Source organism: Verrucomicrobiota bacterium (assembly GCA_039192515.1).
Lineage (GTDB): Bacteria > Verrucomicrobiota > Verrucomicrobiia > Methylacidiphilales > JBCCWR01 > JBCCWR01.
In genome coordinates, this window is sequence record JBCCXA010000027.1 from 14371 (window position 1) to 28213 (window position 13843).

At 42.6% G+C, this 13843-nt stretch carries 14 protein-coding genes; 9 read left to right on the plus strand and 5 right to left on the minus strand.

The genetic code is table 11. The features are described 5' to 3' along the window. Nucleotides 1-57 precede the first annotated feature (57 nt). Nucleotides 58-1314, minus strand: a complete 1257-nt coding sequence (locus AAGA18_11765; protein ID MEM9446013.1) for an aminotransferase class III-fold pyridoxal phosphate-dependent enzyme — start codon at nucleotides 1312-1314, stop codon at nucleotides 58-60. Nucleotides 1315-1419: 105 nt separating this feature from the next. Between AAGA18_11765 and AAGA18_11770 the strand changes: the two genes are divergently transcribed. The 3 genes from AAGA18_11770 (at nucleotide 1420) to rfaD (ending at nucleotide 3547) form a co-directional block, all read left to right on the plus strand. Then, complete coding sequence (locus AAGA18_11770; GenBank protein MEM9446014.1) at nucleotides 1420-1959, plus strand: hypothetical protein; 540 nt, start codon at nucleotides 1420-1422, stop codon at nucleotides 1957-1959. A gap of 67 nt (nucleotides 1960-2026) precedes the next feature. Continuing rightward, a complete protein-coding gene (locus tag AAGA18_11775) occupies nucleotides 2027-2587 on the plus strand; it encodes a TlpA disulfide reductase family protein (GenBank protein MEM9446015.1) in 561 nt (186 codons plus the stop codon). Nucleotides 2588-2623: 36 nt separating this feature from the next. Next, nucleotides 2624-3547: an ADP-glyceromanno-heptose 6-epimerase gene (gene rfaD, locus AAGA18_11780; GenBank protein MEM9446016.1), complete on the plus strand. Its 924-nt coding sequence runs from the start codon at nucleotides 2624-2626 to the stop codon at nucleotides 3545-3547. Nucleotides 3548-3623: 76 nt separating this feature from the next. Here rfaD and AAGA18_11785 read toward each other — a convergent pair whose 3' ends face one another. After that, nucleotides 3624-4394 (minus strand): TIGR03943 family protein, encoded by a 771-nt coding sequence (locus AAGA18_11785; GenBank protein ID MEM9446017.1) that lies wholly within the window; start codon nucleotides 4392-4394, stop codon nucleotides 3624-3626. Next, entirely contained in the window at nucleotides 4391-5446 is a 1056-nt protein-coding gene (locus AAGA18_11790) for a permease (protein MEM9446018.1), read from the minus strand. The genes AAGA18_11785 and AAGA18_11790 overlap by 4 nt, the downstream gene beginning before the upstream one ends. Nucleotides 5447-5797: 351 nt before the next feature. Between AAGA18_11790 and ccsA the strand changes: the two genes are divergently transcribed. From ccsA to AAGA18_11815, 5 genes are read left to right on the plus strand one after another with little or no spacing between them, the layout of a single operon-like run. Further along, nucleotides 5798-6598, plus strand: a complete 801-nt coding sequence (gene ccsA / locus AAGA18_11795) for a cytochrome c biogenesis protein CcsA (protein ID MEM9446019.1) — start codon at nucleotides 5798-5800, stop codon at nucleotides 6596-6598. After that, a complete protein-coding gene (gene hemA, locus AAGA18_11800) occupies nucleotides 6595-7722 on the plus strand; it encodes a glutamyl-tRNA reductase (GenBank protein MEM9446020.1) in 1128 nt (375 codons plus the stop codon). The genes ccsA and hemA overlap by 4 nt, the downstream gene beginning before the upstream one ends. 35 nt (nucleotides 7723-7757) lie before the next feature. Beyond that, on the plus strand, nucleotides 7758-8666 hold the full coding sequence (gene hemC / locus AAGA18_11805) for a hydroxymethylbilane synthase (protein ID MEM9446021.1): 909 nt from the start codon (nucleotides 7758-7760) through the stop codon (nucleotides 8664-8666). After that, on the plus strand, nucleotides 8663-10165 hold the full coding sequence (cobA, locus tag AAGA18_11810; protein ID MEM9446022.1) for a uroporphyrinogen-III C-methyltransferase: 1503 nt from the start codon (nucleotides 8663-8665) through the stop codon (nucleotides 10163-10165). Before hemC ends, cobA begins: the two co-directional genes overlap by 4 nt. A gap of 19 nt (nucleotides 10166-10184) precedes the next feature. Further along, nucleotides 10185-10538: a tetratricopeptide repeat protein gene (locus AAGA18_11815; GenBank protein MEM9446023.1), complete on the plus strand. Its 354-nt coding sequence runs from the start codon at nucleotides 10185-10187 to the stop codon at nucleotides 10536-10538. Nucleotides 10539-10560: 22 nt separating this feature from the next. Here the strand turns inward: AAGA18_11815 and AAGA18_11820 are convergent, their stop codons facing one another. Both AAGA18_11820 and AAGA18_11825 read right to left on the minus strand, forming a co-directional pair. Next, nucleotides 10561-11364 carry an FkbM family methyltransferase gene (locus AAGA18_11820; protein MEM9446024.1) on the minus strand — a complete coding sequence of 268 codons (804 nt, stop codon included), beginning with the start codon at nucleotides 11362-11364 and terminating at the stop codon, nucleotides 10561-10563. Between the two features lie 9 nt (nucleotides 11365-11373). Next, entirely contained in the window at nucleotides 11374-12957 is a 1584-nt protein-coding gene (locus tag AAGA18_11825; protein ID MEM9446025.1) for a 1,4-alpha-glucan branching protein domain-containing protein, read from the minus strand. Between the two features lie 206 nt (nucleotides 12958-13163). Between AAGA18_11825 and AAGA18_11830 the strand changes: the two genes are divergently transcribed. Beyond that, on the plus strand, nucleotides 13164-13778 hold the full coding sequence (locus AAGA18_11830) for an OmpW family outer membrane protein (protein ID MEM9446026.1): 615 nt from the start codon (nucleotides 13164-13166) through the stop codon (nucleotides 13776-13778). Nucleotides 13779-13843 lie beyond the last annotated feature (65 nt).

Here is a 13843-nt window from a genome sequence, read left to right on the forward strand (position 1 = left end):
GTGATTATTTGAACAAAAAAATTAGCAAATAGATAGACTCTCTAAGGTAATATTAGATTAGCTAGAAAATTTTGCCTTAGTCGAAGCAAACGCCTTGTCAGCTATTTCTATGGTTTGGTCGATATCTTTATCTGTGTGAGCAGAGCAGACAAACCAGTTGTGATGCGGATGCAAGAAAGCGCCTAGCTTCATGCATTCCGCAGAAAAGTGTTGTGATCGAAACAGATTTGTTTCATTCGTAAAAGTCATGAAAGGAATGGCGGGGGGGCCAGAGCAGTTAATTTGCAGAGCGTGTTTTTCTGCAGTTCTTTGAAGTCCATTGAAAAGGCGAACTCCCATGTCGTTCATATGGGCAATGGCATTATCACGCTCTAGTAGCTCGATGGTTTTTAAGGCTGCTGCCATGGATACAGCACCATTCCAGTAACTGCCTGTCAGGAAGACCTTAGTTGCTGAGAGTTTGATAAATTCTTTACCCACACAGGCGGAGAGTGGATAGCCATTGGCGATGGCTTTGCAGTAGCAGGATATGTCTGGAGTAAAGTCAAAGTAGCGATGGGAACCACCTAGGTGTAAACGGAAGCCTGCACGAACATCATCTAAAATCCAAAGGATGCCATGTTTATCACAGATTTGACGTATGGTATTAAGGAATTCTTGGGTAGGAAGAACTGAGTCACTGAATGTAGGATGATGGTAGGGGGTGGTGATAATACCCGCAATTTGATTGGGGTGCTTTTCAATGAGGTCTCGTACGGATTGTGGGTCATTCCATTTGAAAGTATGAATGTGAGCTCGATCTTCTTCTATGAGGCCACCATGTCCAGGAGTACACCATGGGTCTATACCGTGATAAGCGCTGGAAGCATGGAGAATTTTTTTACGGCCTGTATGTTGCCTAGCTACCTGGATGGACCAGGACGTCATATCAGAGCCATTTTTGCCAAAGACGCACCAGTCGGCAAAATCGACGATATCAACCATTTTCTCAGCGAGGTCGATCATGATTGTCGTGGGATGATTAAAGCAATCTCCTTCGGCGCGTTGCTTTTCCGCGGCTTCCTCAACTTCCGGGTTTTGATAACCTAGCAAGATGGGCCCATAGCCACACATGTAATCTATAAATTCGTTGCCATCAACATCCCAGTAACGACATCCTTTTCCCTTGGTTGCATAGTAGGGAGAACCTCCGGGAGTAACGAGAGCGGGAGTGGTATGGCCGTAGATACCACCAGGAATAACTTTTCTGGCACGGTTGAACAATTGCATGGATTGCTCAAACTGCGCGAGGGGGCGTATGGTTGTTGAAAACATATACTACTAAGGTGAGCTAATTTTAAAAAAATTCAAGCAGCCATAGCGGCCTAATAAGCATACATAGCTTAACACGGTGATTTATGGTAGTCTATTCCAATGGATATGCGCAAAGCGCAAAGGAAGGATCTCGAAGATGGCTTGGGTCAATTGAAAAGAATGGCTGAAGCCAAGAAAGCTAAATCAGACAATGAGCAGACAGAGAGTGCACAGGCTGAGAAAAAAATAAAGCAAGCTAAAGAAGCGAAAGTATCTCTTGCTGAAACTGGGACATTGCCTTTTAAAAAGCTTGGGGGACAGATTGCTAATGTGACCAAAGATACGGTGAAACTTTCGGTTGGAAAGTTTCGCCGCGGAGCCAAGGCGCTCAACAAGTGGGTCTCAATCAGTGGACCCACGCCAAATTCAATCATTCCAGACACGCTTGTCATTCTTGTGCAGGTAGTGGAGGAAGATCCACGTATGACTGCTTGGGTTCAGAGCTTGAGTCAATGCAATCTACCAACACGCATTGCTCAACTGAAGGGGCTTTCAGCTGGTATGCGAAGTGATCGATCAGGAGCGGAACTGGCAGATGCTTTTGACAAACTGCAAGATCCCAGGGTGTTTGAAGCTTTCTTAAAAATCTTGAAAGCTAATAGGTAATGTATGTTGTATGAACAGAAGCCAGTATTTCTTGTAATTTTTAAACTTAGCGGCACAGTCATCTTCCATGGTGCGAGTAGCCAGTGTTCTGTTATGCGGATATATAGGTCTAGCCTTGATCGGTTGTTCACCTCGGTTGGTGATACCTGAACCCAAGATACAACCTATCTCTGCTCCCGAATTTGAGCTAATGACTATCCGAGATTTACCTTTTTCCTCAAGGATGCTCAGAGGAAAGATGGTGGTAGTCAATTTTTGCACGACTTGGAGCCCTGCTTCTGCTAGGGAAGTTTTAGAGTTACATAAACTCCAGGCCAAATGGACAGAAAACGAAAAGCCTTTTCAAATTATTGGGATTTCTATTGATGAATTAGGCAAGAAAGATGCTTTGCCGGTTTTTGGTGATATGAATCTGAGATATCCCATCTTAGTTAGTGACTATGACTTTGCAGAGAAATTTGGAGGTATTGATGTCGTGCCCTCTACTTTTATCATTGAACCAGATTGGAAAGTTGTAAACCGTTATACAGGGCAAGTAGATATACTTGTATTAGAAGCAGAAATAGAGAAGAGATATAAGAAATTCAAGAAGCGTCAGGAAGAGATAGCCAAATTGCAGAAGAATTAGTTGAGTTTCTGAACAACGTGCCTAGGTTGAGGGTCTATGAAATCAATATTGGTTACAGGAGGTGCTGGTTTTATCGGCTCCAACCTCACTTTAGAGCTACAAAATCAATTTCCTGGAGCATGGATTACAGTCATTGACGATTTTCGAAGCGCCAGTTTCAAAAATTTAGAAGGTTTTAAGGGTGATGTTCTAGCTAAAGATATGGCAAGGCTAGATTGGGAGCAACAGTTTGATTCGACCATGTGGGATGCAGTTTTCCACTTAGCTTCCATTACAGATACCACAGAGCATGACCAACGCTTGCAAGTGGAAGATAACGTAGAAAGTTTTCGTAATCTTTTAGAGTTTGTTCGTCCGTATAAAACACCTGTTATCTATGCTAGCTCAGCCGCGACCTATGGAATCACCAGTGGCGTAAATCACGTGGATGATTCACAAAAGCCTGCTAATGTCTATGCCTTTACGAAAGTCGTTTTAGAAAATCTAGCTAGACATTACACATCTTTGGAGAGTGGTTGGAAAATTGTAGGGTTAAGATATTTCAATGTTTACGGGCCACGTGAAGAACATAAAGGAGTTCCTGCAAGTATGATTCTCCATCTAGCCAAGCAAATGATGGCTGGCAAGAGACCGCGCATTTTTGAATTTGGAGAACAGAAGAGAGATTTTGTTTACGTGAAAGATATTGTGTCCTACACCATTGGAGCTTTACAGGCTAAAGAAACAACTGTTTACAATGCTGGGAGTGGGCAACCACGCTCATTTAATGATTTAGTAGCCATTCTCAATGATGTGCTTTCAACAAATCTTGAGGCTGAATATATCAAAAACCCCTATGAACATTATCAACCTCATACGGAAGCAGATATGTCTAAAATAGAACTAGAGCTTGGATTAAAGCCCGCTTTTAGCTTAGAAGCGGGGGTTAAAGATTATTTCGAAAGTGGTTTGCTGGTATAGCCAGTGATCATAGTAAATTCATTTGATAGGAGGTAAACTAAAATGGACGCTAAGTCATTTTGGTGAAACTGTTTTTTCAATGAGCAGGTGGACCTGATTCGAGACCTCGGTAGAGATAAGGGTTACTGGGCCTCTGAATTTCTTTTAACTTATCTGCTAGAATACACACAACATCATAATCATTGTGTTTGATTATGGTTACTTTGCCCGTGGCAATCAGCCAGGTGTCATTGGTGTAACTTTGTGCCTCCGGACTTTCTACTAAAATGCCCATAGGGATAGCATCAGCGGCACAACAAGTAATGAGAAATTGGAATAGGAGGATACGATTTTCTCCTATGGCCTCTGGTTTGTTGTATACTTGCCCCCAAGTTGTGATAGCCTGCCCTATCCATTGTTTTGGATGGGTACATACCGCTCTGATATCAAGGCTTGGTCGATCACTGTTGCTAGTAATACCATGAGGTTTAGCGGGTGAAGGCGCTATGGTTACTCTCGCATTATCTAACTCGCTTATTTTAAACTGTGTCATGCGTTTTTCCAGAGCATGGCTGCCTAGCCCAAGATCGTGAGCTGAGGCAATAAAAAGCAAAGGAGAGACCAAAATAGCACATTGTAACCACGTCTCTCTGTGTTCATTGCAACAAGTATTAGATCTGGCATCAAGAGGCTTAATTGCTCGAAAGAGAGACACTACCAGGCAACCCATCAAAATAACCCATCCAGCAATAAGCAGGAAAAGTAGATCGTGGCGAAGAAAATTAATATAACTACCTGCTACTATGTGGTAACTTAATAGCCCTATCCATGCTAATAAGACAACTAATCTATATTTATACTTTTTCACTGTGGCAAATACTCAACGAGGTAAGAAAAGGTAAATACGAGTAAGCAAAGGATTAAAACAAGCCAGATGACTGCCTTCTTTCGAACAAAAGATAGATATAGGCCTATAAGTTTGATGTCTACTATGGGGCCTAAAAGCATAAATGACATTTGTGCAGAGAGAGGCAATGCGTAGCGGAAAGAGGCGGCAACAAAAGCATCTGCTTCTGAGCAAAGATTAAGTAAGACCGCCAAAAACATCATGACACCAATACCAGCTGTGGGTGTTTGACCCAGTTCTATAAAGACATACCTCGGGATAAGAGATTGAGCCATGCCGGCTAAGAATGCACCAAAGATGAGATATTGACCGATGACCATGAAGTCAGCAGTAGCATGTTCGATTGCATCAAAGAAGCGGTCTAGCCTTGAGGTGTAATGGGTATGTTTCTCATGGTGATGAACATCCTGACTATGATGAGAATTGTCAGCATGATGACAATCAGAGGCTTCGTTAACTTCTTTTGATTTTCCAGTATCTATTAAAGCTTCGTTACCCGGAAAAAGCCGGTAAATGATGAATGCACCTAGAACTGCTATGATATAGCCGAAACCTAAACGTATGAGAACAGTACTCCAAGAGTAGTTATAAGCTACAGCAGTTGAAGCTGCAACGATAGGGTTTACAATAGGTCCAGCGAGTAAATAGGCTAGGACTGTTGTAAATGGAATGCCCTTTTTCATTAAGCGGCGTGCAACTGGCACGATAGCGCATTCGCAGACGGGAAATATAATGCCACCGAAGCCGGCGGCAAAAGGTGCCCATTTTTTCTTGGGGAACAAGCCCTCTAACCATTCTGACTTAACATAAACTTCCATAAGACCTGAAATAATCGAACCCAGTGCCAGGAAGGGCAGTGTTTCCAGCAAAATGGATCCAAAGCTAATAGCAAAGCTATGCATGAGGGGGCCATCGCGGTATACCAACCAGAACAGAAGGGCACTGCTAAGAAATAGAATCTTAAACCAAGATTCAGAAAGAGTCGCCTTGAGTGTAGAAAGCCAGTTGCTCATAAGTGATTCGGAGAGATATGACCTAGAGTCTGATGCACAAGTTTGAAATTACCGCTATTTTCAATTGAATTGAAGATAGAGCTCCTAAGACCAATGGGAAGCCAATACTTTCAGTCACTCTAGCAAAGAGAAAAGCAAAAAGACTGCCGTACCTTAGGTCGAGGTGAGGCACATTTGTTTACTATGTGGTAAATGTTTCTGTAGTGCTTTTTCTCCCCATCAGCCTGTAATCAGGTGCGCAGCGCGGACTGCTTGGCCGTCTCACACTTTTTGAGAAAGCAGCAGGCACTGAAAGCTTCCATGAGAATCTTTCTTCTTCCAGAAATGGCTATATCGATTTAGGGTACTCCTGTGGAAACTTCTTTTATTTCTTTGAGCTGTATACCTTATTTGATGGCAAGTGCCTATACTTGTTATGGTTTGGGTGCTCAGAAATACCAGCCTCGAGCTTACAACATGCTTTTGATTCTTGTTGGCTTTATTTTTCAAACAGCTTTTCTTATCGTTCGAGGTAATAAAATTGGACATTGTCCATTGAGTAATTTGTTTGAGACCATGATTTTTTTGTCTTGGGCTATTGTTTTGAATTATTTGATCATTGGGCCAATATTCAGAGTATCCTTGTTGGGAACTTTTACTGCGCCGTGTGTATTGTTAATTAATCTTTCCGCCCTATTAATTCCTGGCATAGATTATCCTCGAGATATGTCACATATGAGTCCTATATTAGAATTACATGCGGGTGTGTCTTTATTGGCCTATGGCACTCTAGGTCTAGCCAGTATCGCAGCAGTGATGTTCTTAATTGAAAATAAATACTTGAAATCAAGAAGTTTTACGCGACTCGTTTTTTTAATGCCAGCTATTGGAAAACTAGACCGTGTTGCCTTTCGTGTGGGACTTCTGGGTTTGGTTTTGTTAACAGTTGGTTTAGGTGCTGGCTTTCTAGTGCCAGAAGTGCGCTTTGATACAGTCAAAGTTGGGTGGTCTATGGTGTTTTGGTTTGGGTATGTGCTAGCTATCTGCGGGCGTATGGTTTCTTATCTTAGCCCACTTAAATACGCATGGTTTGTGATCATTCTTTACGGAGCATTAATTGGAACTTTTGGATTGATCAATGAAGTTTCAAAAGAACATCAATTCGCTTTATGAAGTTGTTTTGTTACGGAACTGATCATCAGCTGGCTGCTGTTGAAAATCGTGAGTGTCTGGCGATGTCAAAAAGGCAATTGCCTGACTTTACGAATTTGTTTCGTGAACAATGCCCTAAAAGTGAGCTGGTAGTTCTTAGCACCTGCAATCGAGTGGAATTTTATGTAGCGACTCCAGATCATATGGAAAGTACCTTGAAAAGTGTTTCTTCAACTATAGAGACTATTCTTAGTCCTCCAGAGGGCTGGAAAAAGAATATGAAGTGCTTGGAAGGTATGACATCTGTAAGGCATCTTTTTGAAGTTGGTTCGGGTCTACAGTCCATGGTGATCGGTGAAACAGAAATTCTTGGTCAGACAAAGCAGGCTTATGAACAAGCCTGTCAAGTAAAGTCTACTGGCAAGTATATGAACAAGCTTTTCCAAATGGCCTTTTCTGCCTCCAAAGATGCTAGAAGTCAGTCTGATATTACGAGAGGAGCTGTTTCCGTTGGTTCAGTATCCGTAGAGCTTGCCGCAAGAATATTTGGAGATTTAAAGCAAACGCAAGTTTTAGTTCTAGGAGCGGGTGAGACAAGTGAATTGGTTTTAAGGACACTTTCTGGCAAAGGCATTCGTTCCATTGTTGTGGCAAACAGAACTTTCGAAAAAGCTTGCTTGCTAGCTGAAGAATTAGGAGGGGAAGCGGTACATTGGGATAAGTGGGAAAACTCCCTTAGGACCAGTGACATTGTCATTTCTTCAACGGCTGCTCCTCATTTCGTCATTGAAAAGGGTGATGTCAACCAGCTGATGAAAAAACGGGATTATCGGGCACTCTTTATGATCGACTTAGCAGTCCCAAGAGATATAGAGCCCTCGATTACGGATGTTGATTCAGTATATCTTTATGATATCGATGATTTGGAATCGATTTCTCGTATGCATATCAATGAAAGGAAGCTAGAGGTTGAAAAATGCCTAGCTCTACTCAAAAAACATGAAGATCGATTTGCGGAGTGGTGGATGAATGACGAGGAGAGGCAGCGACAAATAGTAGCAAGTAAAAAAACACGATTTACTCAAGAGCCTTTAAGCACAGAAACTTCAATGATTAGAGCAAAGTCTTCTGGCGAAACTTCCTAGGCCCTATAGTTTTATAGAAATTAGTATTGATCAAAGTGTCAACTCAAAAAATTATAATCGCCACGCGCGGAAGCGGCCTTGCTTTGGCACAAAGTGAATGGACAAAAACGCAGTTATCCAAAGCATGGCCGGATTATGAAATTGAATTACTAAAGATCAAAACGACAGGGGATCGCTTACAAACACGTTTTGACCCTTCTGAGAAACTGGATAAGGGCCTTTTTACTAAGGAAATAGAGGAAGCACTTTTAGAAGGTCGAGCAGATATAGCGGTTCATAGCCTCAAAGATTTGCCTACAGAACTTCCCGATAGCCTAGACTTAGGTGCCGTTCCTCCAAGAGAGTCTGCAAAAGATATTCTCATCATGAAGCAAGGTTTCAGTTTAGAGGGTTTTGTGAATGGAGGACTTGTTTTAACAGGTAGTAAGAGAAGGGCAATGCAGTGGAAGGAGGCTTACCCCAAATCTGAAATCCTACCTATCCGTGGTAACGTTGATACAAGGATCCGAAAACTTAGAGAGCATGAAGAGGCGAAAGCAATTATTCTAGCAGAAGCAGGCATCAATAGACTAAAGCCCAATATAAACCAAGTAGGCGTGCTTCCACTTGATTATTCCATGATGCTACCGGCACCAGGCCAGGGTGCCTTAGGCTTAGAGGTTCGTGCGAATGATGTGCTGATCAAGAAATTGCTAAAGCCTTTACATTGCGCAGAGACTTTTGCTTGCGTGCAAAGCGAGCGAAGCTTTCTAAATGCGATGGGTGGTGGTTGCAATGCGCCCCTAGGATCATATGCTTCGACGGATGGGAAGCATTTGCATCTAAGAGGTGTTTATTACCAAGATGATACCGCCAAGGCGATTCATGCAGAAGTTAAAGGCCTTGCAAAAAATGCCCTGGCTATTGGCATCCAATTAGCGGATAGGGTAAAAGAGCAAAGATGAGGAGTGATCAGACTAAAGGGACTTGTTATCTGGTTGGAGCTGGGCCTGGGGATCTAGGGCTATTCACTTTGAAAGCGAAAGAGCTGATCCAAAAAGCTGATGTCATTATATATGACTACCTGGCAAATCCTAAAGCACTTACTTGGGCAGGTCGCCATGCTGAACTCATCTATGTTGGTAAAAAGGCTAAAGAGCACACTTTAAAACAAGATGAGATCAATCATTTGGTTGTTGAGAAGACTAGGTTGGGGAAGTGTGTCGTGCGGCTAAAAGGAGGGGATCCCTATATCTTTGGTCGTGGTGGTGAAGAAGCTGAGGCTCTAAAAGCAGCCAACCTATCATTTGAAGTAGTCCCTGGAATCACCGCAGCAGCAGCGGCAACTGCTTATTCCGGGATACCATTGAGTCATCGAGAGCATACGACATGTATCACTTTTATAACTGGACATGAGGATCCTACAAAAGATAGGTCTATGGTTAATTGGAGAGCGCTAGTGGAAACCGGTGCGACATTAGCAATCTACATGGGAATGGGGCGTCTTTCAATTATCGTGGAGCAACTTGTGCAAAGTGGTATGAGTCCGGAGATGTCTGTCGGTGTGATCCAATGGGGTTCTACTCCTAAGCAACGTAGCGCAGTCGGAACGTTGTCTACAATTGTGGATGTTGTTAGGCAATCAGGTCTCGGGGCTCCTTCCATTATCATAGTAGGTACTGTCGTGGAGATGCAGCAACAACTTCGCTGGTTTGAGGACAAGTCTTTATTGGGTCAGCGTATGGTGGTTACACGAACGAGAAAGCAATCGAGTCGTATGGCTGCCTTGTTAGCAGAACGCGGTGCAGATGTCATGGAGTTACCAACCATTCGTGTAGAACCAATCATTCAAGAAAGAAACTGGTTATCAAAAGTCAATGAAATAGACTGGTTGGTGTTTACTAGTCCGAATGCGGTCGATTTCTTCTTTGAATTTTTTGTCAAAGAACATGATATACGTAAGTTAGTGTCTGTGAAGATAGCTACCGTCGGTCCAGCAACTGCTGAGCGAGTGCGAGCTCACCATTTGAAAATAGATTTGCAGCCCAAAGTTTATACCGCCCAAGGTTTAGTTAATGAGTGGAAGGATCAGGGAGCAAAGATCTTATTCCCATGCAGCAACTTAGCAAAGCGAGATCTAGAAGAAGGCTTAAAGGCAAAAGGCTCAGAGGTTAAGAGAGTTGAAATTTATCAAACAGTGCCTGAAACACAGGATCTAGGAGGAACTAGAGAACGGCTTTGTCGTGAAGGTGCTGATTGGGTTATTTTTAGCAGCTCCTCTGCGGTTGAGAATTTCCATAAGCTTGATCTGAGCTATCCTAACGAATCTTGTCGATATGCTAGTTTGGGGCCTGTAACTTCTCAATCTATGAAAAAACTTGGCTATTCCGTAGACTTGGAGGCCAGTGAAAGTACCATAGACAGGCTCGTCGCTGAAATAGAAGAGGCAAACTTAAGAAAATAGTCTACAATTACTTTATTTTATGGCATCTGTTGAAGAATTATTTGACGAGGGTAATACCGAGCTCGCGATGGGTGAGCTAGAGAAAGCTGCGGAGTATTATCGCCAGTGTGTGAAGATAGATGCTCAGTTTTTTGATGGTTGGCATGCCTTGGGCATGGTTCTCATGAAATCAAAGCAGTATGAGGAAGCCATTGAGGCAGGTAAAAAGGCTATTGAAATCAGACCCAATGATCAAATGGCTTACACAAGTTTGTCTCTCGCATATGTTAGAAATGGTCAAATTAAAGAGGCTGAAGATATGGGGGCTAAGGCAAGAATTCTTTCCTGGGGGGGTAAGGTTGTTAAGGACAACTCAAAAGATGAGACACAGTAAAAAGGAGGTGCTTGCGTGGCTCCTATCTAGAATAAAATTCAACACTCAGTTGAGAAACTTCCACTGGATCATCTCGCAATGATTTTTGTAAAGTGAATCCATACTCAGTGATTAGTGATCTGCAACGTCCTACATCGCATTGCGAGTGGTGAATTTCAATAATAAGGTGCTTAGCTTGTGATAGGAGCTCGGGGTAGTTTTCAAGAAAATCTTGTTCGGCTCCCTCTATATCGCATTTTATTAAGTCTATAGTGGAGCCTTGGGTTACATGATTGAGGTTGAGGTAGGGGACCTTAATGAGTTTTCGTTGCTGGCTAAATAATCCGCCGGAGAGTGGCGTAAGTGAGTTATAGCAGGATACTTGGTAATCGGTGATTTCAGCTTTTCCTTCTATATTACCCACTAGGCCGCAATGGACTTTAACACATTGTTCAATGGCTTCTTTATTCTCTTTGATTCTTCTGATGAGGTCTTTGTATGTTTTTGGGTTCCCTTCGATAGAGTGAATTTTGATTTTTTCTGGTTCTAATTTATTTTGAAGATATAAATCCAGGGTGCGCAAGGTAAAGAGCCCTGAATTCGCACCTAAATCTAGTACACGAAAGATTTCATGAGACCCGGGCTTAATGTTTTTTATGATGCTTAGGATGGCTTCATCATATTCTCCCTGAATAAATATTTCATTGAAGACAACCCAATCATTGATTCCATAAAAGTTATTCTGTAGACCTGATTTAAGTTGAAACCCTAAACAGAGTGTCTTGAAGATTTTCTCAAATTCAATGCTGGTGGCGATATCTTTTTCATTCCAATTAAAGGGGTTCATAGGAGATGCCTAAGAGTAGTAACGCCAATTAATATTTGGGAAAATATTATTTCTCCATTCGCAGTTACCTAAGAAATCTTGGTCGATTTGGTTTGTTTTAATTTGGTCATAGAGGCGATTAAAGCGATTGAGATGGTCTTTCGTTCGCTTAACAGCATAAGGAACCATGGTCCCTGTCTTCATGATAAATGCCCAGTCGGAGGATTGTGCTAGGAGTAATTCACGAGCGGCCTGCTTCATGGCACGCTCAGTAAGTCCATAACAGTCCCTAAATTGTCTAGCTAATTCGGTCATGCGTTCTGCAGCAATGTGTAGGTGAGGGTAAATCCATGAGTTAGATCCTTCTAACCAAACATCCCAATAGCCTTTATTTCCCCACGATGATGCCGAAGGTGTGGCAATTTGGTGGGTAGAAAACTTTGTCAAATATTCACTAGGAGTGATGGTTTTAAGAGTATCCTGATCACACGCTATTTTGCGTAAGAGGTAATCGAGGAACATAGGTCCTTCGAACCACCAGTGTCCGAAGAGCTCAGCATCGTATGGAGATATAATGATGGGCTCTATGCCCATAGCCCCATGTAAGTGCTCCACCTGTTTTTCACGGTTGAACATAAAATTTCCAGCATGTGAAGCTGCTTTTTCTCTAGCCCACTCCGGGCGATAAACTTCTTTGTATTCGGTTTTCCCAGTAATGCGATGGTATTTTAAACCCGTAAATTTACGCATTCCATTTGGCTGGATATAATTCTTAATGTATTCGAAGTCCAGGTCATACCCTATATCACGGTAGAAGTCGCGATAATCAGAGTCTCCTGGATATCCTTCCTCTGCACTCCATACTTGTTTACTTGACTCTACATCTCGCCCAAAAGCTGCAGGACCACATCGAGTGAAAACTGGGGAAAATATACTGTGCTGCGGACGTGGTTCAGCATGGATAAGTCCATGAGTGTCCACAATGAACCAGCGTATCTCTGCCTCTTGGAGAAACTTTTCAATCCCTGGGGTGTAGGCACATTCAGGGAGCCAGATGCCTCTAGGAGGGCATCCAAAACACTCTTGGTAATGATCGCGAGCGACCATAATTTGAGCACGAACTGCCTCGGGGTAATCTGTCATCAATGGGAGGAAACCATGTGTCGCGCCACAGGTGATGATTTCCAATTTACCCATCTCTTGAAACTTACGAAATGCACCCACGAGATTCCGACCATACTTGTCATTGAAAACATGCAGGCAATTCTTAACAAGGTTATGATAGAACCAAGCAACTTCGTGGTAGTGATGGTCATGATGACGAGTTCGGTCAATTTCTTTTTCCGTGAGCTCTAAAAGTTTAACGAGGTTGCGGTTGTAGCGCTCCTGCAAAAGAGGGTCTAGCAGCATGGAACATAACGGGGGTGTCATGGACATGGTCAAGTGGAAGTCAATACCGTCATGAACCAGTCCATCCATCATATTGATCAGTGGGATATAGGTTTCCGTAATGGCTTCATATAGCCAATCTTCTTCTAGAAACTCATCGTATTCAGGGTGGCGCACATAGGGCAAATGAGCATGTAAAATAAGGGATAAGTAACCTTTAGGCATAATTTAATTTAACTATACCACACTTCAGATCGTATTAGTCAATGGGAATACCTCGATTCAATGAAAATGCCACAGCATGCTTCATAAGTTAGATGACAATATACTTTCTTTGCCGGGTTTGTTAGCCTATCCAACATCGAGGCTTGTGGCTCTTGCGGTTTGCGTGTAAAAACTTTACAAGAATGGCATGAATGAAAGGAAGAGTCGTGAAAAAGATAGTATTGGCTTTAGGGTATTTAGGTGCGGGATTGGTTCCTTTTAGTTATGGCGATTCCGCATCAAGGCCCAGTTTTTATGTCAGTTATTATGGTGGAGCAAACGTGTATCATGAGTGGTACGATGAAGAAAGCGGTGCTTCTCTAGACTCGGATGTAGGTATTGTAACGGGCGGGGAGATCGGCTACGAATGGCAGGGCTTTTCTATTTTACACGGGGTTAGTCTGATTCCTGCTGCCGAAGTAGAGCTTTTCTATAACGAGCTTAATAGTGATATCTCTGCCTCTGGGCTGACTGCTGAATCAAATGCAGAAGGTATTGTCGTTACGGCTAATCTTTTATTCAAGTTCGACTTTAATCAACCTATTAGACCCTATTTGGGTGGAGGGGTTGGCTTCACCTATACCGAATTTGAAGCTGAATTAGGTGGGGTCACGATTGCTAATGGAGATGATGAAGGTTTTGCAGGTCAAGGCATAGCAGGTGTGGAATATGTCTTTGATCAGAGCTGGCTTCTTTATACAGAATATAAGTATCTCCAATTTGAAACCGGTGATTCTATAGGCCAGCATCTTATCGTGGGTGGATTGGGGTTTAGGTTCTGATGGTTATTTAGCACTTAATTTAATCTAAATAACGCTTCAGGAACCTAAAGATCTGAGCAGGATTT

Coding starts and splice junctions, on each gene's coding strand:
- cobA (MEM9446022.1), top strand. CDS start 8,663: ATGAGGAGTGATCAGACTAAAGGGACTTGTTATCTGGTTGGAGCTGGG.
- rfaD (MEM9446016.1), top strand. CDS start 2,624: ATGAAATCAATATTGGTTACAGGAGGTGCTGGTTTTATCGGCTCCAAC.
- AAGA18_11820 (MEM9446024.1), bottom strand. CDS start 11,364: ATGAACCCCTTTAATTGGAATGAAAAAGATATCGCCACCAGCATTGAA.
- AAGA18_11815 (MEM9446023.1), top strand. CDS start 10,185: ATGGCATCTGTTGAAGAATTATTTGACGAGGGTAATACCGAGCTCGCG.
- AAGA18_11825 (MEM9446025.1), bottom strand. CDS start 12,957: ATGCCTAAAGGTTACTTATCCCTTATTTTACATGCTCATTTGCCCTAT.
- hemA (MEM9446020.1), top strand. CDS start 6,595: ATGAAGTTGTTTTGTTACGGAACTGATCATCAGCTGGCTGCTGTTGAA.
- AAGA18_11790 (MEM9446018.1), bottom strand. CDS start 5,446: ATGAGCAACTGGCTTTCTACACTCAAGGCGACTCTTTCTGAATCTTGG.
- AAGA18_11770 (MEM9446014.1), top strand. CDS start 1,420: ATGCGCAAAGCGCAAAGGAAGGATCTCGAAGATGGCTTGGGTCAATTG.
- AAGA18_11765 (MEM9446013.1), bottom strand. CDS start 1,314: ATGTTTTCAACAACCATACGCCCCCTCGCGCAGTTTGAGCAATCCATG.
- AAGA18_11775 (MEM9446015.1), top strand. CDS start 2,027: ATGGTGCGAGTAGCCAGTGTTCTGTTATGCGGATATATAGGTCTAGCC.